General features: G+C 44.7%; 18 protein-coding genes. 4 read left to right on the top strand and 14 right to left on the bottom strand.

Translation table 11 applies throughout. From position 1 onward, the window contains the following. Window positions 1–93 precede the first annotated feature (93 nt). The gene (locus MHH60_RS26065; protein WP_076134054.1) at window positions 94–861 is read right to left on the bottom strand and encodes a response regulator transcription factor; all 768 of its coding nucleotides are present in this window, start codon (window positions 859–861) and stop codon (window positions 94–96) included. Between the two features lie 296 nt (window positions 862–1,157). Here MHH60_RS26065 and MHH60_RS26060 point away from each other — a divergent pair, with 296 nt between their 5' ends. From MHH60_RS26060 to MHH60_RS26045, 4 genes are all read left to right on the top strand, one after another. Further along, complete coding sequence (locus MHH60_RS26060; protein ID WP_076134053.1) at window positions 1,158–2,108, top strand: glycoside hydrolase family 113; 951 nt, start codon at window positions 1,158–1,160, stop codon at window positions 2,106–2,108. Between the two features lie 21 nt (window positions 2,109–2,129). Beyond that, window positions 2,130–3,344: an AGE family epimerase/isomerase gene (locus tag MHH60_RS26055; RefSeq protein WP_076134052.1), complete on the top strand. Its 1,215-nt coding sequence runs from the start codon at window positions 2,130–2,132 to the stop codon at window positions 3,342–3,344. Next, window positions 3,344–4,516, top strand: a complete 1,173-nt coding sequence (locus MHH60_RS26050; protein ID WP_076134051.1) for a glycoside hydrolase family 130 protein — start codon at window positions 3,344–3,346, stop codon at window positions 4,514–4,516. Before MHH60_RS26055 ends, MHH60_RS26050 begins: the two co-directional genes overlap by 1 nt. A 492-nt stretch (window positions 4,517–5,008) precedes the next feature. Next, window positions 5,009–5,911 carry a manganese catalase family protein gene (locus tag MHH60_RS26045; RefSeq protein ID WP_076134050.1) on the top strand — a complete coding sequence of 301 codons (903 nt, stop codon included), beginning with the start codon at window positions 5,009–5,011 and terminating at the stop codon, window positions 5,909–5,911. Window positions 5,912–5,974: 63 nt separating this feature from the next. Here the strand turns inward: MHH60_RS26045 and MHH60_RS26040 are convergent, their stop codons facing one another. The 13 genes from MHH60_RS26040 to alaS all read right to left on the bottom strand — a co-directional run bounded on the left by MHH60_RS26040 (window position 5,975) and on the right by alaS (window position 21,507). Beyond that, window positions 5,975–6,535: a GNAT family N-acetyltransferase gene (locus MHH60_RS26040; protein WP_076134049.1), complete on the bottom strand. Its 561-nt coding sequence runs from the start codon at window positions 6,533–6,535 to the stop codon at window positions 5,975–5,977. 69 nt (window positions 6,536–6,604) lie between these two features. Beyond that, window positions 6,605–7,669 (bottom strand): LacI family DNA-binding transcriptional regulator, encoded by a 1,065-nt coding sequence (locus MHH60_RS26035; RefSeq protein WP_076134048.1) that lies wholly within the window; start codon window positions 7,667–7,669, stop codon window positions 6,605–6,607. Window positions 7,670–7,714: 45 nt separating this feature from the next. Then, complete coding sequence (locus tag MHH60_RS26030) at window positions 7,715–9,025, bottom strand: ABC transporter substrate-binding protein (RefSeq protein ID WP_081388894.1); 1,311 nt, start codon at window positions 9,023–9,025, stop codon at window positions 7,715–7,717. Between the two features lie 22 nt (window positions 9,026–9,047). After that, window positions 9,048–10,928, bottom strand: a complete 1,881-nt coding sequence (locus MHH60_RS26025; protein WP_076134047.1) for a sensor histidine kinase — start codon at window positions 10,926–10,928, stop codon at window positions 9,048–9,050. Window positions 10,929–11,097: 169 nt separating this feature from the next. Beyond that, complete coding sequence (locus MHH60_RS26020) at window positions 11,098–13,284, bottom strand: methyl-accepting chemotaxis protein (protein ID WP_232061210.1); 2,187 nt, start codon at window positions 13,282–13,284, stop codon at window positions 11,098–11,100. A gap of 319 nt (window positions 13,285–13,603) precedes the next feature. Beyond that, window positions 13,604–14,935, bottom strand: a complete 1,332-nt coding sequence (locus MHH60_RS26015; RefSeq protein ID WP_036675585.1) for a peptidase U32 family protein — start codon at window positions 14,933–14,935, stop codon at window positions 13,604–13,606. Window positions 14,936–15,034: 99 nt separating this feature from the next. Beyond that, entirely contained in the window at window positions 15,035–15,967 is a 933-nt protein-coding gene (locus MHH60_RS26010; RefSeq protein WP_076134045.1) for a peptidase U32 family protein, read from the bottom strand. A gap of 56 nt (window positions 15,968–16,023) precedes the next feature. Next, window positions 16,024–17,073: an endolytic transglycosylase MltG gene (gene mltG / locus MHH60_RS26005; protein WP_248547697.1), complete on the bottom strand. Its 1,050-nt coding sequence runs from the start codon at window positions 17,071–17,073 to the stop codon at window positions 16,024–16,026. A gap of 171 nt (window positions 17,074–17,244) precedes the next feature. Next, window positions 17,245–17,553 (bottom strand): DUF1292 domain-containing protein, encoded by a 309-nt coding sequence (locus tag MHH60_RS26000; protein ID WP_076104918.1) that lies wholly within the window; start codon window positions 17,551–17,553, stop codon window positions 17,245–17,247. Beyond that, window positions 17,546–17,854 carry a DUF1292 domain-containing protein gene (locus MHH60_RS25995; RefSeq protein WP_038569507.1) on the bottom strand — a complete coding sequence of 103 codons (309 nt, stop codon included), beginning with the start codon at window positions 17,852–17,854 and terminating at the stop codon, window positions 17,546–17,548. Before MHH60_RS25995 ends, MHH60_RS26000 begins: the two co-directional genes overlap by 8 nt. A 13-nt stretch (window positions 17,855–17,867) precedes the next feature. Then, window positions 17,868–18,287 carry a Holliday junction resolvase RuvX gene (gene ruvX, locus MHH60_RS25990; RefSeq protein ID WP_036675598.1) on the bottom strand — a complete coding sequence of 140 codons (420 nt, stop codon included), beginning with the start codon at window positions 18,285–18,287 and terminating at the stop codon, window positions 17,868–17,870. After that, window positions 18,284–18,559 carry an IreB family regulatory phosphoprotein gene (locus MHH60_RS25985; protein WP_036675601.1) on the bottom strand — a complete coding sequence of 92 codons (276 nt, stop codon included), beginning with the start codon at window positions 18,557–18,559 and terminating at the stop codon, window positions 18,284–18,286. Before MHH60_RS25985 ends, ruvX begins: the two co-directional genes overlap by 4 nt. A 314-nt stretch (window positions 18,560–18,873) precedes the next feature. Beyond that, complete coding sequence (gene alaS / locus MHH60_RS25980; RefSeq protein ID WP_076134044.1) at window positions 18,874–21,507, bottom strand: alanine--tRNA ligase; 2,634 nt, start codon at window positions 21,505–21,507, stop codon at window positions 18,874–18,876. Window positions 21,508–21,716: the final 209 nt, after the last annotated feature.

Raw genomic sequence — 21,716 nt, 5'->3', positions numbered from 1 at the left:
ATTTTGTTATCTAATTTATAAAAAATACCCACAAAAAAAGAGAGCAATTCGCTCTCCTAATGAATAGCTTCCTATATATGCCTAAAACTCACGTTAGATTTTCGGGAATTTACAGCCACTTTTATAATCCTTAGGTGTCATACCACACATTTTCTTGAACAATTTATTAAAATATACCGGATCGCTATAACCCACCTTCTCGGCAATTTCATAATTTTTCAGGTCAGGATGCTCCATTAGCAGTTCCTTTGCTTTAGAAATTCTAATCCGAATCAGATAGTCTGTGATCGTCTGCCCCGTCTTTAACTTGAACAAACGGCTGAGATAACTCGCATTCATGCCCACCATCTCCGCTAGGCGTTCAAGCTCGAAGTTCTGATCATACTCTCTCTCCAGAATGCTTTTTGTCTGCTCAACTACATAATGTTCTCCACCATCCGCAGCTTGTGAGAAAATCTCCTCATGCTCCGTCACGGTCTTTTTCTTTACATCCTCTACTCTCTTAAGCAGCTCATATAGCTGAGTCTTATCAATCGGTTTAAGCAAATAATCCATCACCCCATGACGGATCGCTCGACGGGCATATTCAAATTCACTAAAACCGCTAAGGACAGCAATAGGTATATCCTCCATATGGTCTCTAGCCTGTTCAATCAGTTTAAAACCATCCATTCTAGGCATTTTAATATCTGTAATAAGCAGATCTATATCCTCCCGGGATAACTTTTCTAAATGTTCCCAAGCTTCCAACCCGTTGCCGTAAGATCCAATTACATGTACGTCTATTTCCATTCTCGATGTGATTTTTTCGAGCCCTCTGCGAATGACTTCCTCGTCGTCCGCAATCATAACATTTATCATTTGAGTAATTCCCTCCAGTTGTATCCGCCAGTTATTATGATTGCGCTATCATCACGAATAGTATCTCCCCATATATTACGTCAATGTACGATTGCGCCCTTTTATAGTCTTATATTTACTATAACTAAAGTTATTCAAATTTCCCAGCTTCAACTACAAATTGTCCTTGAAATCATCTGCGAAAAAGTATATAACTAAATTAAGTTGTTATTATAAACTAACAAAACAATAATAACTATCTAACAAAATGATGTCTGCTAATTTTTCTATTTTCGTGTGTAAAGTGAGGATTCTCGATGATGTTAAACAACGAATACATTGCAGGTGTAACCTGGGGTTTCTCGGGTAGACGGGGTTCATGGACAACAGAAGAAGCTAAGTGTTCGCTGGAATTAATGTCCTCTGTCACCGGAGCGAACTGGACGGCCATTGCGCTCAGCGCGCTTCAAGCTACCGCTCATTCTACGGAAATTCCCTACTGGGAAGCTCCAACCGTTAGCGACGAAGAAGTGAAATGGGCCATCAGCAAAGCGAAGTCACTGCAGTTAAAAGTATGCCTGAAGCCGATTGTTAATTGTGCTGACGGAACTTGGCGTGCTCATATTAACTTTTTTGATAAGGATGTCCCTTGCGAGCCTAAATGGTCTGAGTGGTTCAGCTCTTATACTAAATTTATTCTGCACTATGCCGCTATCGCTGAGGAAACAGGCTGTGAAATGTTCTGTATTGGCTGTGAGCTTGTACAGACGGATAGACGCGAAACCGAATGGCGTTCGCTTATTGCCGAGGTGCGGAAGGTCTACTCAGGTATTTTTACTTATAATTGCGATAAGTATCAGGAAGATAACGTAACCTGGTGGGATGCGCTCGATGTGATTTCTTCAAGTGGGTATTATCCAGCTAGTGATTGGGAGGCTCAGCTCGACCGGATTGAGCAAGTGGTGCACTCACAGAATAAGCCGTTCTTTTTCATGGAAGCGGGTTGCCCAAGCCGGAGCGGGAGTGCCGCGATTCCTAATGATTGGACCTTAAAGGGCGAACCAAGCCAAGAAGAACAAAGCAAATTCTATCAGGCAATGTTTCAGGGTTGTGAGCGCAGAGATTGGGTTCGGGGCTTTATGCTCTGGGATTGGCCTACTCATCTTTATCCAATTGAAGAAGCAGCACAGAATGATGATTACTGTATGTACGGTAAGCAAGCCGCTGGGATCATCAACGAATATTTCACCTCAAAAATCACCAAATAATGTGAGGAGTGACTGATTACAATGATTAATTCACCAGAATTATGGTTGACCCAACTTGAGGATGAGCTGCAGGATAATATTCTTAGTTTTTGGATGAAACAGACGAAGGACGAAGTGAACGGTGGTTTTGTAGGTGAAATCGGCAATCAGCTGAACATTACTCCTAACGCAGAGAAAAGCCTTGTGCTTAATGCCCGGATCCTTTGGTCCTTTGCGAGCGCTTACCGGCTCTACGGTAAACCGGAATATTTGGCAATGGCAGAACGCGCTTATACCTATCTGATGGAACACTTCATTGATAAAGAGTATGGCGGATTATACTGGATGGTGGATGCTGAAGGCAGACCTTCTCAAGAGAAAAAGCAGATCTATGGCCAATCCTTTGCTATCTACGCACTGGCTGAATTCTACCATGCGACCGGACGTCCAGAGGTCTTAGAGGATGCGATTCAATTATTCCAGCTCGTTGAGAAATACGGCTATGATTCTATTTATAAAGGTTATGTCGAAGCTTTATCTCGGGAATGGCAAATCACTGATAACCTCAGTCTCAGCAGCAAGGATATGAATGAAAAAAAATCTATGAATACCCATCTGCATGTTCTGGAAGCGTATACCGGTCTCTATCGAGTATGGAAGTCGGAGGAACTAAAGAGCACACTAACTGAGCTAATCGAAACGATGCTGGATCATATCATTGATCAGGAAGGCCAGCATTTTCATCTTTTCTTAGATGAGGCATGGAATGTGAAATCAGATATTATCTCCTATGGGCATGACATCGAAGGAAGCTGGCTGCTGGTGGAAGCCGCTGAAACCCTTGGAGAAGAGAAGCTGCTGCAGCGTGTGCGAACAGTCGCTGTCTCTATGGCAGAAGCTGTTCTTGCGGAAGGTATAGATAGCGATGGCGGGATATGGAATGAAGCTGACCCAAGCGGGCTGCTGAGTAAAGATAAAGATTGGTGGCCGCAAGCTGAGGCGGTTGTTGGATTCTATAATGCTTATCAGCTGACTGGTGACAGCAAATTTAATGAGGCTGCCCAAGCCTCCTGGACTTTTATCGATAAATACATGGTGGATCACAAGCTGGGTGAATGGTACTGGGGCGTGGACGAGAACCTTCAGCCCCTGGCTCACGGATCAAAGGTTAGCGCCTGGAAATGTCCTTATCATAACAGCAGAGCCTGTTTCGAAATGATCGCAAGACTGAAATCAACTATAAAGGAGACTGTCTAATGTCATCATTATTCCAAGAACGCAAACAACAATTAACCGAACGTTATGAAGCCCTGATCGCTCGCAAGAACGAAAAGCTTCCTTATGGAAACGGTATTTATGACCGTTATGCTCATCCACTGCTGACTGCTGAGCATGCGCCTTTAATCTGGCGTTATGATTTTAACCCAGACACCAACCCTTATTTTGCCGAAAGAATTGGCGTCAACGGCGTCTTCAACCCGGGTGCTATTGCACTGAACGGCAAATTCTATCTTGTTGCTCGGGTTGAAGGCAGTGACCGCAAATCTTTTTTCGCTGTAGCAGAAAGCGACAATGGCGTAGACGGCTTCCGCTTCTGGGATCATCCAGTTGTGCTGCCGGAGACAGAAGTTCCTGATATCAACGTCTACGACATGCGCCTCGTAAGCCATGAAGATGGCTGGATCTACGGCCTCTTCTGTACAGAACGCAAAGATCCAGAAGCCCCACATGGTGATCTTTCTAGCGCAGTAGCACAGTGTGGTATTGTTCGCACCAAAGATCTGAAAACCTGGGAACGTCTGGCGGATCTCAAAACAGGCTCTGCTCAGCAGCGTAATGTCGTGCTCCACCCTGAATTTGTAGATGGAAAATACGCTTTCTACACTCGCCCACAAGATGGCTTTATCGATGCAGGTTCCGGTGGCGGTATTGGCTGGGGACTCTCGGATACAATTGAAGATGCCGTAATTACCAGCGAGACTATCATGGATGAACGCTACTACCATACCATCAAAGAAGTTAAAAATGGCCAAGGTCCAGCTCCAATCAAAACTGCAAAAGGCTGGCTGCATATTGCTCATGGTGTGCGCAACACTGCTGCTGGACTCCGATACGTGCTATATGCTTTCTTGTCTGATCTGGATGAGCCAAACAAAGTCACTCATTCACCAGGCGGTCATTTCATCGCACCAGATGGTGAAGAACGTGTAGGCGATGTCTCCAATGTCGTGTTCTGTAATGGCGTGATTGCACGTGATAACGGTGAAATCTATATTTACTACGCTTCCTCCGACACTCGTATCCATGTGGCTACAACTACCGTTGACCAAATGTTAGATTATGTGCTGAACACTCCAGAGGATCCCCTTCGCTCTTATGCTTGTGTACAGCAACGTATTGCTCTTATTGATCGTAATTTAGCATTGTAAATAAGACTTCATAAACCCTAAAAATCAACAGAGCAGCGATTCTCCAATAATAGGAGGCTGCTCTGCGTTTTGATCATTCACTGTTTACTTCAAGCGAATATCAATCATCCAAAGTATCTTAAGGACTCAGATGACGCTTTTCACATGTATTTAGCCTTTAATTTAAGTTTTCGGACTTCAATGACGCTATTCCCTGAAAAGAGGCCCATTTGGGGCGTTTTCTAGGCCGATAGCTGCTCTGGAGTCCGTTAGCATTGCAAATATCGGATAATACTGAAATAGAGACAGCTGTGTCCTTTAGCGGGTTATCTATCCGTATTTGATTGTGCGTATTTGATTGCGTATTTGATAGTATTTGCAGTTTGCCTTTTCGACACAAAAAGCCATTTACATGACGCACATCCATACTTTTCAGCCCATTCATGAGTAATTCCTATAGATTAAGCTCAAAATAGCTCAGTAACCCCTAACCTCAAGGAGGCTGAGATATTAATGTTCAAACGTATGGATGAAATCATGATCGAGATTCCTGAAGTTGAGAAGCCCGATCCCAATGCTGCTGCCGCTGTTCAGGAACTGCTTGGCGGAAAGTTCGGAGAAATGTCGACCCTTAACAATTACCTCTTTCAATCCTTTAATTTCCGTTCAAAAGACAAGCTGAAGCCCTTTTATGATTTGGTGATGAGCATAACAGCGGAAGAGCTTGGCCATGTCGAGCTGGTTTCGCATGCCATCAACAAATGTCTTAGAGGGTCAACAAGTTATAAAGAGCCCGATTCCACCCCTCTAGGGTCTGCAAAAGATGCGCGTCTATCCTATCACTTTCTGGCTGGTGCACAAGGGGCTATGCCTTTTGATTCAACGGGGAACCCGTGGACCGGAGCAAACGTCTTTAATAGCGGCAATCTAGTGGAAGATCTGCTACATAACTTCTTCCTCGAATGCGGAGCCAGAACACATAAAATGAAGGTCTACGAAATGACAGACCATCCAGCTGCACGCGCTGTAGTCGGATTCCTTTTAGTCCGTGGTGGTGTCCACGTGGTCGCTTATGCCAAAGCAATCGAAGTGGCAACAGGTGTTAATGTAACTAAGCTCGTGCCGATTCCTTCGTTAAATAATAAATCATTCAGTGAAGCAAAAAAATATGAAGAAAAAGGCGTGCATACCAAGCTATACACCTGGAGTGAAGGTGACTTCGGTGCCATCGATCAGATTTGGAAGGGAACCCACCCAGAGGATAATCTTCCGCTTGAAGTCATTCAAGGAGCCCCTAAAGGCTTTCCGATCCCCGTTGCTCCGGCAGTCGAAGAGGAATTCGCTCCCGGAATCTCCCCCGAAGACTTTAAAGAAATTGCCAAACGCCTCAAAATGGCTGGAAATATTACAGACTAATATTCATAGTGAATCTGGTGAGGAAGTTGCTTACAATCTTCCTTACTATAGATTCACTTTTTTTTAATTGTACAAACTGCGGAACTCCTCCTCAAGCATGGACATCAGAATCATGTTATGAAACTCTCCGTCTACATAAAGAGCATCCCGCTCCACACCGTCGCGTTGAAAACCAAGCTTCTCATAGACATGAACGGCTCTGGGGTTAAATGTATATACGCCGAGATGGATGCGATGCAGCTTCATGGTTTCAAAGCCATATCGTAGCATTTGAGTCATAGCTTCAGTACCGTAACCTTTACCCCGATGTTCATGTCCACAAATGCCGATCCGGATATTTGCACTACGATTGTCCGGATCTATTTCATTTAGCACCACTTCTCCAATGAGCTCACCCGTGTCCTTTACTATCATCATAAGATCCACACGATCCTCGGCTGGAACACTAATCTTACGAATCCAAGCTGCCGTTTGCCCACGAGAGAAATCTCCTTGCGATCCTGTTAATTGCCCCATCTCAACATCAAGCAAAAAATTATAATAAGCCTCCAGATCGGATGCTTGCACGCCGCGTAGTTGAATCTGTTCGCCATCAATTTTTGGGATGGCAACTGGTTCTGTCATAACTAAATTCCCCCTTACTCACGTAAATCTAGATTCCACAGCTTTTATACTTTTTAGATCAACAAAGTTCTAGTCTCGCGGCTTATCCACGGAATCACGATGAACAATGTCCGCTGCGATAAGGATTTTCTCAAGCGGTGCAGAAGGATTATGAATACGGCTCAGAAGTTTCTCCACTGCGGCTCGGCCCATCGCTTCTTTAGGAACATGAACAGTTGTAAGGGGTGGAACGCCTCTTAAGGCATCCTCAATATTATCAAAGCCTGTAACCGAAATATCCTCCGGAATACTAAACCCTTCTTCCTTAAGAATGTCACTGACCGAGAGGGCTGTGGAGTCGTTAGCGCAGACCAAGGCTGTCGGGAGTGTTTTGGCTTTTTTACGCTTATTCACCCAGTTTTTAAAATCCTCCTGAAATAAGTCTTCCTCCACCCCTTCCAGAAAAAGATTCGCATCATCTTCCAAAGGCAGTCTTATTCCGCTCTCTTCCAGCGCACTCCGGAAACCAATCCAGCGATCGCGGAAACTGCGTGAAAATCCAATATTGCCGATAAAATGCATTTGGGTATGGCCTGTGCCCATCAAATGATTCGTAAGTCGAGCCATAGAATCCACATTATTCGCAAACACGGTGTCACTTGGAATTAGCGGATCTTCGTGGTCAATCAACACCATCGGCAGACCAATACGGTGTACCTCAAGCAGCAAGGAAGTAGAGATTTGGCCCACACCTATCAAACCAAGGATTCCATTAGGATTCAATATATTAACGAAATTATCCGCACGGTTCTCGGAGATAATGACCATCCCAAGCCCTTCCTGATCCAGCGCAATAGCAATACCATCCACAATTTTTCCCCAATACAAGGAATCCTGCGTCTGAGAACGAATATTCGGCATTAACACCAGTACGGATTGCTTATTCCGATCCCCGCCACCTACCGGAGGGGTGCGTTTTATACCTTGGACAAAAGCATTTTTCTGCGTAAAATAACCCAGCTGCGATGCCGCTTGAATCACTCGTTCTCTTGTCGTCTCATTAACGCCGCCTTTACCCGAAAGTGACTTGGAGACAACGAATTTGGATACGCCGAGATGATCAGCGATTTTTTGCATGGTAACCTTTTTAGCCATATATAACCCTCCAGAGAATGTCATCAAATTTATGTAGTACTAACTTTAAGGCTGAGAAGTTTGTGGCGATCCTGCCCGCGCTTCCTTCCATTTTGCATTTAATTCGTCAAAAGCCTTTTGTAAATCAGGCGCAGCCAATAACTCCTGAATATAATCCCCGGACCAAAAGGACATTTTGGCTCTATTCGCCAGCTCGATGAACGCATCACTTTGTACAGTAGCATCGAGGAGCTTAGGCTTATAAGATAAAAACTCACGGTACTGCGACATAGAGGGATTCAAGCTTCCATCTGCCGGAAGAAATCCCCAATCATCTCGATAGGAAGTCTCCTTCACAAAAAAATTCAACCACGCCATAGCAAGCTCTTTGTTCTTCGTATATTTACTAACCCCCATGAACCAATCTGGATTAATCGGCGCATAATGATCACTGCCGTTATCATACGGAAACGGGAAGAATCCAATATCATCCGGGGCAGCCCCCACATCAAGGACTTGTCCAATCGTCCAATTTCCCAGTAAATACATTCCTGCTTGACCTTTAGCTAGCTTAGTCTTCGATATCTCCCAATTGTTCGAGAATAGTTCATCTTCAACATAGCCTTTACCAATTAAGGTTCGAGCAATGGAAATTGATTTCCCCCACTCATTATCAAGCTGCCAGGGGCTATCCTCAGTGACCATATTATTTAGATACTCCGGATTGCCTGTCATATAATTAACCAGACTGTTTCCCCATTCACGCAAAGGCCAGACGGCTCCATAATTCATATATAGGGGGATAATACCCGCTTGTTTTAATTTCGCACAAGCTTCGTAGAATTCATCCAGCGTCTTAGGAACAGTAGTTATTCCTGCTTTTTCGAATGCCTTTTTATTATAGACAATCCCAACCGTAGTAGTGCCAGTGGACAGCCCATATCGTTTCCCGTTATACGTAGCAAAAGAGGTGAACCTCTCACTAGCAGCGGTTTCTTCATCCAGCGGCTCGAAAAAATAATCCAGCTCCTTTGACGGAAGATTCACCGGAAGCAACAGTACATCACCGGCATCTTTCGTGGACAGCCGTACCAGAATATCCGTTGCGTAATTGGATAAGCCTTCAAATTCCACATTGGCTTCGGGGTATCTCTGTTTAAATTGGTCCGCGTATCCTTGAAAAGTTCCGTTCTCAATCAGATCTATTCGATTGGTCATCATGACTATGGTGCCGGACAAGTCAGACTTCACCTCGTCTCCAACTGGAGGCGGAGTGGATTCCGTCTGCTTATTGTTATTGGCACAGCTACTACTCAATAACACTAAGAGAAGTAACAGTATGGTACGCATAGTCCATTCTAATTTCAACCCCTTCAACGGACAGCCCCCTCTTATTTCGTTACTCAGGTAAGCCAATTAATTCCTGCTCCAGTAATGGCAGCGACAAAATAACATCGGTCCCTCGTCCAAGCTCACTATATACCTGGATCCCAAATGCGGCTCCATAATGAAGACGCACTCGCTGCTGTACATTTTTCATGCCTATACCCCCGTTAATGCTTTTCTTGGGAGGACTTTCGTTCTGCAGCCCATCATTCAATTTCTCCAAAGTCTTCTCATCCATTCCGATCCCGTCGTCTTTGATATGAAACAACAGCATTTGCTCTGTAATCTCACAGCGGATGCTTAAATGCATTTGCGGCTTATTATCATCTAAACCATGGTAAGCTGCATTCTCAATGATGGGCTGAAAGACCAGCTTGATAATAGAGTAACTATCTAACGACTTTGGCACATCGATATCCAGTAAAAAACGGTTAGGATAACGATAGTTCAGCAGCTCGACGTAATTACGCACATATCCAAGCTCTTGCTTCAATGTCGTATTACCACTCAGATCACTTGTACTATACCTTAGCAGTTTGCCCAGAATAGAGATCATATCCGCAGCTTCGACATCATCATTCAGCTCGGCGGTCATTCGGATGGACTCCAGTGTGTTATAGATAAAATGGGGATTGATTTGACTCTGCAGCGCATGAAGCTCTGCTTCCTTTTTCTGTTCTTCTATGCGGTAGATATCCTGAATTAGCTGCCTGATTCGGGCTAACATACGATTGAATTGATGCCCCAGCAGACCAATTTCGTCACGCCGTTTAACTCTGAACATCACATCCAGATCGCCACCCTGAACTTTTTTCATCAATTGAATCATTTGACTCAGCGATTTAGTAAGGGCAACGGAAAGAATAATCGAAATAATTAACGCCAGTACTATGATACTTAATGTAGCAGCAAGTGTTGTATTACGGGTCAGCTTCACATCACGCATCAGTACATCAACAGGAATAGAGATAATTACCTTCCAATTGGTTTTGGTAGAGCCAGAGTAAATATTCAACCGCTCTTTTCCGTTGACTGTATCATAGAAGCTTCCAGAAATGCCTCCAACTCTTTTGAACAAGTCTGAATCAGAAATATCTGTGGCCAGCAGCTTCTTGTCGCTGTCGTAGATGACCATTCCTTTCTCATCCACAATCAACGACTTCCCATGGGTGACTTTATCCAGCTCCGTAACTTGATTCTCCAAATTACTAATATTCGCTTCAACCGCAATCAGCCCGATTGGATTTAACAAGCCATCCACGATTTTGCGAACAACGGTAAAAGCATATCGGGTGCTCTGCAGATTACTTGTATACGCTTGAGTACCGAACAATAATGCTTCTCCGCTGGAATCCATAGTCTGCTGGCTCCAGTATTTATAGCTTTGCTCGAGATCGAGCCGTACGCCACCATCCTTCGCAGAATAATAACCATTTCCGTAAGCGTCAAAAATATAAACCGAGTTCGCGCCTCGCTTAATATTGTTAATAAATGAAATATTGCCCTCTATCCCCCGTTGAATGGACAACAGTAGATCAAAATCACCGGGCGACAAAGTAGCACTCCCGGTTGCGCCTCCCATAATCTTTTTCTGCTCATGGTAGCGGTTCGAACGTATTAAATTAAGTTTGATATCATTCACATAGGCGGGCATAGATGAAATACGCTTCATATCTTCGATATAATCGTCTACTCCATCCATCATTTGATCGATTAATTTCTCAGAATAAGCAATGGTGTTCCCCTGAATAGATTCTGAGTAGCTCTTGAAGGTAAATACACTGATGAAGGATAGCGGGAGGGTAATGATAATTAAAAAGACGAGGAGCAGCTTGCGTTCCATGCTCATGTCCCCGATAACGGACCACCAGCCAGAGATGCGTCTACCTTTCATTTGGTCCTTCTCCTTAATACTTTTTACCTAACTTGTTATTAAATTATAACAAATACCTAACAAAGTTATTATACGGTGTAGTTCTTCATTACACAACAACAAACCGCCTCTTCGTGTTGAAGAAGCGGTTTTGTTAGGTAAACAATTTAGAGATTAGTGATGAATCTACTCATTTTATAGTGAATAATGACAGCTTGTCCTTCAATTGACCTGAAGCACTTTCCAGCTTGCCAGATAATGAAACGAGTTGATCACTTACATTTTGCTGTTCATTACTGAGTGAAGCTACTTCTTGGGAAGTTGCTGAAGATTGTTCAGCTACGGCGCTAACGTTCCCCATAGCCTCTGACAACACACCTTGCGAATGATTCAGACTGCTAATCGCTGTCGTCACCGATTCCAGGCTTGTTATGAATTCATCCATCTGTCCTTTTACAGACAGGAAGATATCACTTGTACTCTTTACGGAGCTTACTTGTTCTTTAAACAGTGGTGCTACTTCGGATAATACAGCTTCCGTTTCGTTCATTTCCGCCATGATCTTATCCGTAATTCCAGCAACAAGGGCAATAGATTGCTTCGATTGGTCAGCAAGCTGCCGCACTTCACCCGCAACTACCATGAAGCCCTTACCAGCTTCTCCTGCACGAGCGGCTTCTATCGTCGCATTTAATGATAAAATATTCGTCTGTTGCGTGATACTCTTCATCACATCCAACACCTTAATTACGGAGAATACTGTCTCCTTCAGGTGGTTGACACGTTCGACAAGTGCACTTGTTTTTTCTCCAGTGCGGCTGGTCTGATCCAGCAGGTCAGTTAATTGCTTAGCACCTTGAGCACTAGCTTCACCAACCCCACGTGCTGCTTCATCCATCTCAGTGTTGGCGTATATTACAGTCTGCATTTGCGTAGCTATCACATCTGTAAGCTCATTACCTCGTTCAGCTTCAAGCGCCAGACTGCCTGCCCCACCGGCAATTTCTTCCGTAGCGGCTGCGATTTCCTTCGCAGAAATAGCTGTCTTCCGTGAGGCTTCACCAAGCTCACCAGCGGTCTCCAGCACATCCCGAGCGGTTTCTGTCGTTTGCGAGACAAGCTCAGTAATACGCTCCATCATCACGTTAAAGGAAGCTGAGAGCTGGCCAATTTCATCTTTAGAGACATATTCTGTACGTACACTTAGATCACCACCTGCACCTTGTACCATAAGGTCCTTCAAGCGTGCTAGAGGGCGAGCAATCATACGCACCATCCAGATCCCGATTACTATGGCTAGCAGAGCTGCACCAGCAGCCGCAATAAAAGTAGTCAACAGAATCGGACGTGCTTCTTTTACTAGCTCATCTGTTGGGACTACTCCTGCCAACTTCCAATCCGCCCGGATCATTGGATTAAAGACCGCGAGGATTTCTTTCCCGTTTGTATCCTTCTCATCCAAACTTTTGTTTTCTTTTTTACTTGCCTGAATAAAAGCGAACTCTGAAGGTTTACCATCGTCTTTTGAATCCGAAGAAGCTACTACGGTTCCATCAGGAGTGACCAGTTGAATTCGAGAGCCATCTCCCAGCTGTACACTTGCGAATGATTCCTCCAGCAATGTATTCTTCAACACAAGGATGACTATGTATCCTGTACCTGAGCCCAGGGTTTTGAGAGATCTTGCCATAGCAATATTTTTGTCTCCATCACCTTGAACAGCTGTCGAGAACCATATGTTCTTGGCTGCATCACCATCACCTTTAGAATAATAGGATTCATAAGATGCAGTGTTGTCGACAATCTTCTTATACCATTCTTGTTCTCTTATGTTATCTAACTTAATGCCGCCACTGCCACTTGTAACAATGTCTTGATCAGGCGACTCCGGGATCAAAGAAACACTAAGAATATTAGAATCCGTTGTAATCTGACTGGACAACTTTTTACTTACTGCGCTTGTAGCTTCAAATTTCTCATAGGAAGATTGTGCAGTCACTAAAGACTTCAAATCTTCTTGCATCTGCGCATCAAAATAAAGCTGTAAAGCCAAGTTCTCGTACTGCTTCAAAGTAATATCTAGCTTTTCTGAGGTCTGAATAATAGTCTGACGGTAGGCTTCCGATACGTTGTTCTTAATTGTCTTCTTGGCTTTTGAATAAGATAGCAGTCCAAGTGCCATTACCACAATTACAATTGCACACAAAAATATCAGGAATATCTTCACGCCAACAGATTCCATAGGATTAACTCTTTTGATCTGTCCCCGCAAATCTATCCCGTTCTTCAAATTAAACTTAGGTGTCTTAACTGCCCCTTCAATCTTGCTTGTTTCCTTGTTTCCTGTGATCGCCGATTTCTTATTCTTTTTATTCATGCTAAACCTTCTCTCATTATGCTTTTCACTAATACTATCTTGATCAGGATCCCCCATCTTGATCACCTACCCGCTAATATTAGAATACGCATGAAAGCGTTAACCAATATATATATCGGCGTATTAGGTCTTTTTCCTTAGCTTTACGAGACTTTTTTTACAACTTTTAACCTATGTATGTTTAAACATAATAAATAGCTTGCTGCAACTCCTCTCTTGGAGATATTTGTTAATCCCTAATATATATAACTTATTGTTTGCTTTGTCAAAAAGAAAAACAGGGAGGCTCTTGGATGACCAAAGGCTTCCCTGTTTTTTATTAAAACTTCTTCTTACGCATCATATCAAAGTATGCAACCGGTTGATCTACCTTCATACGAATAGGCTGCAGTGGGTGACGGGCGGCATCAAGCGAATTGCCTTTCTCATCCCATATTTCGCCAACCGTTTGCTTGAAGAACGTATCGTTAGGTCCAAAGAATTCTACTTCCTGACCTGGCTTAAAGTGATTGCGCTGTTGAACTAGTGCCGTACCACTTTCAGCATCGTATTCAATTACAAGTCCGGCAAAATCATACGGAGCTGCTTTTTCTTCAGGCTCATAGATATGATCTTCATGATCCGGAGTATCATAAAAGAATCCTGTGTTTAGCGGACGGTTAGCCGCTTTGTTAAGCTCATCCAGCCATTCCTGCTTCAATTCATACCCTTCCGGATCTGCCATATAAGCATCAATGGCTTTACGATATGCATTAACGACAGTAGCCACATAGTGGATTGACTTCATTCGTCCTTCGATCTTGAAGCTGTCGATGCCCACTTCAATCAGTTCAGGTATACTTTCCAGCATACACAAATCCTTAGAGCCCATGGAGAAGGGATTATCTCCTTGCTGATGCAGTGGAATCTGAGTTACACCTGGAAGCAAAGGAGCTGGAGATTTCGCTTCAGCCTGCTCTTCCTCAGACACCCAAGTCCCTTCCGGACGTGCATCCTCAAACAAATCATATTTCCAGCGGCATGACTGGCAACAGCCCCCTCGATTGGAATCACGGTCGGTGAAATGGTTGGACAAAACACAACGACCCGAATATGAGGAACACATTGCACCGTGGATGAAGCTTTCGATTTCAATGTCGACATGTTTTTTAATCTCAGCAATCTCTTCCAAGCTTGTCTCACGGCCCAAAACAACACGCGGAAGCCCCTCTTCTTTCCAGAAGGACACTGCTTGCCAGTTCAACGTAGACTGCTGTGTACTCAAATGCACTTCAAGTCCAGGCACTAACCGGCGTGCTGTATCTACAATGATTGGATCAGCTACGATAATGGCAGCAATGCCAGCTTCATATAAGTTACGCAGGTATTCTTCAATTCCCGCGACATCTTCATTGTGAGCATAAATGTTTGTTGCAACAAATACCTTAGCGCCATATTTCTTGGCGAATTCAACACCTTCGCGCATTTCCTCGAAGCTGAAATTATCTGCGCCGGAACGCAAGCCGTATTGTTGTCCTCCGATATAAACAGCATCCGCACCATAGTGTACTGCGAACTTCAATTTTTCCAAATTACCAGCCGGAGCGAGGAGCTCCGGTTTGTCCAGACGGTAACGTTTGCCCTTATATTGCGGCTTTGTCATGGTTCCCATCCTGTTCTCCCCTCCATCGCCCCACAAAGCTAAGTCACATGCTATAAATGCTGTACCTAATCTTCGTGGGCACCTATAACCTCTTTATTTTTGTCAAACTTAATATACTTGCTCTTTATAGAAAAATCCGAAGCTTAACTCCCGTTCAGGGTCCTGCACCGTTCTGATTACATCCATCCATTCCTCATCAAAGGCATAACCTTCCGGATCCGCCGCATAAAGATCTATAGCTTTACGATAAGCCTTAACAACCGTCACATTATACGCTATCGATTTCAAGAGTCCCTCAATCTTAAGGCTGTGTATACCTGCAGCCATCAGAATATGCAGATCCTCCAAAATACAAATATCATCCGAGCTCATAATATGAGTGCCGTTCTCGTCTTCATAAATCGGAAATTTCTGGTCATCTCGTTCTTCCTCAATCAGAAATAGTCCGCGTTCCTTCCCGAGACTTCCTCCATCACTAGGACGGCCTTGATGTGACATATAGCTTTCAACAAGCTTCCGCTTGGAATGGTATATATTGGTCATTCCATGAACCTGCACCTGTGCCTCAATCTCCAAAAGCGGAACCATTTCCGTCATTTCATCCATATTCAGCTCACGGGCCAGCACAACGCGAGAAGCCCCCTTGCGTCCCCAATAATTCGCGGTCGCATAGTTGGTGGAAGTCATTTCCGCATTCCAGTGCAGCTTCATTGCTGGCGCTTCTTTCTTCACTGTGGTTAACACTGCTGGATCCCCGAATTCAACACCATCAATGCCAAGCTCACCTAAAGCCTTCACATAGGCAGGAAGCTCATCCAGCAGACGGTTGGACATCAGCCCACCCAAGCTTGCATACACTTTGCAGCCTCGCGAATGTGCCATTTCTAAGACAGTCGCTGTATCCTCCAGAGAGAAATGTCCAGCAAGCCGCATTCCGAAACGGTCATCCCCAATGAGCAGCGCATCTGCTCCGGCATCCAGCAGAGCAGCAGCTTCCTCCAAGGACGCTGCCGTCACCAGCAATTCCGGTTTGTTAGTCATGTTGTACCTCCTACTTGTACAGTTATTTCAACCGCACCACTCTTCATTTTAATAGTTTATTTCGATTCTTGCTTACTTTTTTCGATATTGGCTAAATGTTCCTTGTAGGTCTTAGCAAATAAATGGCCCTGTGTACCATCTTTCTTAGTCACATAGAAGTAATATTCAGAAGCTTCTGGTTCGAGTGCCGCCTGAATGGACTCCAGCCCCGGATTACTAATAGGTCCCGGAGGAAGTCCAATATTCTTATACGTATTATATGGACTATCAACTTCCAAATCTTTATACAAAAGTCTTTCCTTCTGCTTATTGAGTAAATATTGAACGGTAGCGTCGATCTCCAGCTTCTGCTCTTTCTTTAGGCGGTTATAAATAACACCGGCAACAAGCGGACGTTCACTATCCACCACAACTTCCCGCTCTACCAGCGAAGCTACGGTCAACAGTTCATGCAGAGACAATCCACGCGTTTCTAGCTTTTGCTGCCAGTTAGGGATCGTATCCAGCTTCTTCTGGAACTGATCCAAAAGCGCTTCTACAACTTCCTGGGGCGTGCTATCTTTGGCCAGTTCATAGGTTTCGGGGAACAGATATCCTTCAAGACGGTGGCGTAGATTCTTATCCTGCGGGATACCAAGAATATCAATCCCCTTCAAACCTGCACCAGTATCCATAATTTCAAGAAAAGTAGCCGCATCCTGATTCCAGGCTTCAGCGAGCTTCTTAGCGATCTGCTCAGCAGTATATCCTTCGGGGATAGTAAAGACCACAGTTTCTTCCTTAACTACATCACCTGCATTTAATCTCGCAATGAGCTCATCATAGCTGTCACCCGGCTTAGCGATATAAGTACCTGCTTTGAAGCTAGAGCCTTCTTTAGTCCATTTCAAATATCCCTTAAAAAAAAGACTTTTACGGATAATGCCATTCTGCTCAAGCAGATCAGCAATCTCCGCACTTCCCATGCCCTTCTCTATCGTAAATGTTACAGCAGGACCTGCAGGCTCTACCGGCTGCATCCCGTTCCAAATGTACCATGCGCCCCCACCTCCTGCTGCTACCAGCAAAAGAATAATGATTAACACAGTACGGATTGCGGATTTCAAGTCTGGTTCCTCACTTTCCGACTATAAAGTATAAAAGTGTATTGCCTAAAATTCAATATATATTTCCTAGATTGATGTATATAGGATATTGCTCGCATTTCAAGCAAAAAGAGCGCGGAATTCTCCGCCCTCTTCCGTGCCCATCATAAATGTAACGTACATGTTTAAGTTTTATTCAGCGCCATCTGCTGGAAAAGTCATCTCATCGTATAGCTCAGAGATGTCTTCCCACTCTTCATCGTCCATAATGCTCTCCAATTCCGGAAGTCCGTCAGAAGAGACAACGATACGCAGGATTTCATATTCCACGTCTTTGCCAGAGCCTTTCAGCACCGCATATCCGCGATCACCGACTTCAAATTCGGCGATAATATCGTAAATGGAAGATTTGCCTTGCTCATCTTCCAGTTCTACAGTTTCTCCGTATGCTTCTTTAAGCCGTGAAGTCCATACCGCTTGATCAGCGGATATCTCAGTCATTCTCCGATCCTCCGTCCAACTCGTCGACCAGTGTGTTGAAAGTCTCTTCGACAATCGCCCACTCCTCGTCATTATCGATCATGAACAATTGAAGATCGTCGCCTTCTTCCACATAACGGAACGCGTACACCTCATCGGTTTCCTCGTCCTCGGAGTCTAGCGGAACCACCATCATATACTTAGCGTCCGAGCCATCAACCTCAAACTTCATAATGACCTCGAATTCCTCTTCATTACCTTCCTCATCGGGAATATAGATAATTTCCGGTTCTTCCTCTTGGCCAATCTGTTCGTTTGTCATATCCTCGCACCCCTCACCTTTTACTGTTAGCATCCAAAAAATTTTGCAAAATCAGGGCTGCAGCCATTTTATCCACAATCCCCTTGCGTTTCTTCCGGCTGACGTCCCCTTCAATCAGCACCCGCTCTGCGGATACCGTCGTCAGACGCTCATCCCAAAGGTGTACGGGCATTTCTAACTCTTCCCGTAGCTTATCAGCGAACTCTATACAGATTTCGCCCCGGGGTCCTACTGAGCCGTTCATATTCTTCGGTAGACCAACTACAATCTCTCCAATTTCGTGCTCTGCAACAAGTTCACGAATGCGTTCGAACTCATTACCCGTACCTCGGCGCTCAATCGTTTCAAGAGCTTGTGCCGTCCAGCCAAAAACATCACTTGTGGCTACACCGATTCTACGGTCGCCATAATCTAAACCTAACTTCTTCTTCATTTCGGATTGTCCACCCTGTGATTGACGAGATAGAATCTAACCAGCTCTTCAATCAGCTCATCACGTTCTTTTCTCCGGACCAAACTTCTCGCATTGTTATGGCGCGGAATGTAAGCCGGATCTCCGGAAAGAAGATACCCTACGATCTGATTGATCGGATGATACTCTTTCTCCACCAGTGCATCGTATACTGCTAGCAATATTTCCTGGGGAGAAGCTTCCTTTTCGTCGCCCTTCACATTGAATTTGACCGTTTTGTCCATGGAGTCCATTTGTGACACCTTCCTTCTGCAAAATCGCCTTTTGGGACGGCTTCGCAAAGTTGCTACTGTGCAGCTCGCTTGCTTCCTTTATCATAACATATTCATGCCCCAACGAGGAAATCCTGCCCGCTATTAACGCTTTTTTTGGCATTTTCTCTACAAAAATTATGATATTTTTGGCTTTTAAGCTATTGTCAAGCACAATTATTCATGAATATCTAACATCCTGCTAATAAAGAGTAGCGGTACTGATATCAAACTCTCAGTACCGCTATGTTTTCTCGTAATACGTTTAGTTAGAGAAATGGTTTCGTAATTTTAACTTAGGCTAAGGAAGCTACCAATTCTTCAGCCTTTGCCAATGCTTCGCTTAGCTTAGAAGCATCTTTACCGCCGGCTTGCGCCATATCTGGACGCCCACCGCCACCACCGCCGCAAACCGCTGCAATTTCTTTAACGAGTTTACCAGCGTGGAAACCTTTCTTCACAAGGTCTTGTGGTACAGATACTACAAAGTTCACCTTATCATCCATCGCCGCACCTAATACAAGCACTGCATCCGGAAGCTTGGATTTCAATTCATCCGCTGTGGAACGCAAAGCATCCATATTGCCTGCTTGAACAGCAACAGCCAGGAGCTGCGTACCTGCGCCAACTGTCTTCACACTGCTTGTAAGTTCAGCAGCAAAAGTAGCACTCAGCTTGGATTGCAAGGACTCATTCTCACGCGAAAGCTCACGCACCTGGTTATGCAGCGCTTCGATCCGTTTCGGAACGTCATTTAGAGAAGACTTAAGAAGGCCCGCTGATTGTTTGAGCAAATCTAGCTGACTTTCAGTGAACTGGTAAGCGTAACGTCCGGTAACCGCCTCGATGCGGCGCACTCCGGAGCCAATACCACTTTCGCTAAGCAGCTTGAAAATTCCGATTTGCGACGTGTTGGATACATGACAACCTCCGCAAAGCTCCAGGCTGTAATCGCCCACTTGAACGACACGGACGATATTACCGTATTTTTCACCAAAGAGTGCCATTGCTCCCATTGCTTTAGCTTCATCAATCGGCTTGTTCTCAATCACTACATCTAAACCGCGCCAGATTTGTGCATTCACGCGATATTCGATATCGCTCAATTCTTCTGGAGTAATCGCTCCAAAATGGGAGAAGTCAAACCGCAAACGAGCACCTTCTACTAAAGATCCAGCTTGATTAACATGCCCGCCAAGAACTTCTTTAAGCGCTTTGTGCAATAAATGGGTAGCTGTGTGGTTCTTCACGATATCTTCACGCTCCGCACGATCCACTTCCGCGCGAACGGATTCGCCCACTTTCAATTCTCCCGCTTCCACAGTTACCAAATGTACGTGTTGGCCGTGTGGAGCTTTAAAGAGTCCCTTTACCTTAGCTGTAACTGAACCCCCAGTAAGCACACCCGTGTCACTTACTTGTCCGCCGCTCTCAGCATAGAACGGTGTTGCTTCAAGAATAACTTGGCATTCTGTGCCTTCACCGGCGACATCTACCAATTCATCACCCACAACAATAGCCAGGATTTTCGACTCTGTTACCGAGTCATTATATCCAACAAATTCACTTTTAACCGTCAGGTCTGCTAGTGCGCCTCCCTGGATCTTCATGCTGCCGCCATCATGACGTGCAGCTCTCGCGCGGTCACGTTGTTCCTGCATAGCCGCATCAAAACCTTCTCGGTCTACAGTTAAACCTTGCTCCGCTGCGAAATCTTCGGTCAGGTCAAATGGGAATCCATAAGTATCATATAACTTAAAGGCATCGGCTCCAGCAATGTTGCTGAGACCCTCTGCTTTTGCTTTAGCACTGATCTCACCCAAAATAGCCAATCCGTCAGACAATGTTTCGTGGAAACGTTCTTCTTCAGTACGAATAATCTTTGCGATATATTCGCGGTTGTCCACAACGGATGGATAGTAGACACCCATAATTTCGCCAACGGTTTCAGTCAGCTCATACAAGAATGGACGATCCAGACCCAAGGTCTTTCCGTACCGAACAGCACGGCGAAGCAAACGGCGGATAATATAACCGCGTCCTTCATTAGAAGGAAGTACTCCATCCCCTACTGCAAAAGTAACGGTACGCACATGGTCAGCGATTACTTTAAGCGCGATATCCTGCTCAACGTTATCTTTATAAGTTACACCCGCGAGCTGTGCTGTCTTTTGAATAATAGGTTGGAACAAATCAGTGTCGAAGTTGGAATCTACATCCTGTAGAATGGATGCAAAACGCTCCAAACCAGCACCTGTATCAATGTTTTTATTCGGAAGCGGCGTATAGCTGCCATCCTTGTTATGGTTGAATTGTGAGAACACCAGGTTCCATACTTCTAACCAGCGTTCATTTTCTCCACCTGGATACATTTCCGGATCGCTCATATCACTGCCGTAAGCTTCACCGCGGTCATAAAAGATTTCCGAGCAAGGACCGCATGGGCCTTCGCCAATATCCCAGAAATTATCGTCGCCCAGCTTAATGATGCGTTCAGCAGGCAGGCCAACCTTTTCATTCCACAGCTTAAATGCCTCTTCATCCTCTGCGTACACCGTTACGGAAATACGTTCCGGGTCAAAGCCGATCCACTCTTTGCCGGTTAGGAACTCCCAAGCCCATGTGATAGCTTCTTCTTTGAAATAATCGCCGATGGAGAAGTTACCCAGCATCTCGAAAAATGTATGGTGACGGCGTGTCTTACCCACATTCTCGATATCATTGGTACGAATACATTTTTGTGAGTTAGTCAGGCGCGGATTTTCTGGAACCTCCCGGCCATCGAAGTATACTTTCAAAGGGGCCATACCCGCATTGATCCATAGAAGCGAAGGATCGTTGTGAGGAACGAGGGACGCACTTGGTTCAATCTTGTGACCTTTACTTTCAAAAAACTTAAGCCATTTGGAACGAATTTCACTTGCTTTCATAATTTACAGCTCCCGTCTCATCTTTTTACTTCGGCATTTACACCGGAAATTACAAAATACCTAAAAAATAAAAACAAAAAAACGCCCCTGAATAATTCAGGGACGATTAATATCGCGGTACCACCCTGGTTATCGCCTTGACCCCACTAATGGGACAATTGCAGACGATCGCCTTGTCGCGGCTGATAACGGGCGCCCCCGGTGAGCAT

Source organism: Paenibacillus sp. FSL H7-0716, from assembly GCF_038002705.1.
Lineage (GTDB): Bacteria > Bacillota > Bacilli > Paenibacillales > Paenibacillaceae > Paenibacillus_AQ > Paenibacillus_AQ odorifer.
This window is presented reverse-complemented; position numbering and strand designations above follow the sequence as displayed.

Coding starts and splice junctions, on each gene's coding strand:
- MHH60_RS25985 (WP_036675601.1), bottom strand. CDS start 18,559: ATGGACTCCATGGACAAAACGGTCAAATTCAATGTGAAGGGCGACGAA.
- MHH60_RS26060 (WP_076134053.1), top strand. CDS start 1,158: ATGATGTTAAACAACGAATACATTGCAGGTGTAACCTGGGGTTTCTCG.
- MHH60_RS26010 (WP_076134045.1), bottom strand. CDS start 15,967: ATGACTAACAAACCGGAATTGCTGGTGACGGCAGCGTCCTTGGAGGAA.
- MHH60_RS26040 (WP_076134049.1), bottom strand. CDS start 6,535: ATGACAGAACCAGTTGCCATCCCAAAAATTGATGGCGAACAGATTCAA.
- MHH60_RS26025 (WP_076134047.1), bottom strand. CDS start 10,928: ATGAAAGGTAGACGCATCTCTGGCTGGTGGTCCGTTATCGGGGACATG.
- MHH60_RS26015 (WP_036675585.1), bottom strand. CDS start 14,935: ATGGGAACCATGACAAAGCCGCAATATAAGGGCAAACGTTACCGTCTG.
- MHH60_RS26065 (WP_076134054.1), bottom strand. CDS start 861: ATGATAAATGTTATGATTGCGGACGACGAGGAAGTCATTCGCAGAGGG.
- MHH60_RS26050 (WP_076134051.1), top strand. CDS start 3,344: ATGTCATCATTATTCCAAGAACGCAAACAACAATTAACCGAACGTTAT.
- MHH60_RS26055 (WP_076134052.1), top strand. CDS start 2,130: ATGATTAATTCACCAGAATTATGGTTGACCCAACTTGAGGATGAGCTG.
- MHH60_RS25995 (WP_038569507.1), bottom strand. CDS start 17,854: ATGACAAACGAACAGATTGGCCAAGAGGAAGAACCGGAAATTATCTAT.
- alaS (WP_076134044.1), bottom strand. CDS start 21,507: ATGAAAGCAAGTGAAATTCGTTCCAAATGGCTTAAGTTTTTTGAAAGT.
- MHH60_RS26035 (WP_076134048.1), bottom strand. CDS start 7,669: ATGGCTAAAAAGGTTACCATGCAAAAAATCGCTGATCATCTCGGCGTA.
- MHH60_RS26000 (WP_076104918.1), bottom strand. CDS start 17,553: ATGACTGAGATATCCGCTGATCAAGCGGTATGGACTTCACGGCTTAAA.
- MHH60_RS26020 (WP_232061210.1), bottom strand. CDS start 13,284: ATGAATAAAAAGAATAAGAAATCGGCGATCACAGGAAACAAGGAAACA.
- ruvX (WP_036675598.1), bottom strand. CDS start 18,287: ATGAAGAAGAAGTTAGGTTTAGATTATGGCGACCGTAGAATCGGTGTA.
- MHH60_RS26045 (WP_076134050.1), top strand. CDS start 5,009: ATGTTCAAACGTATGGATGAAATCATGATCGAGATTCCTGAAGTTGAG.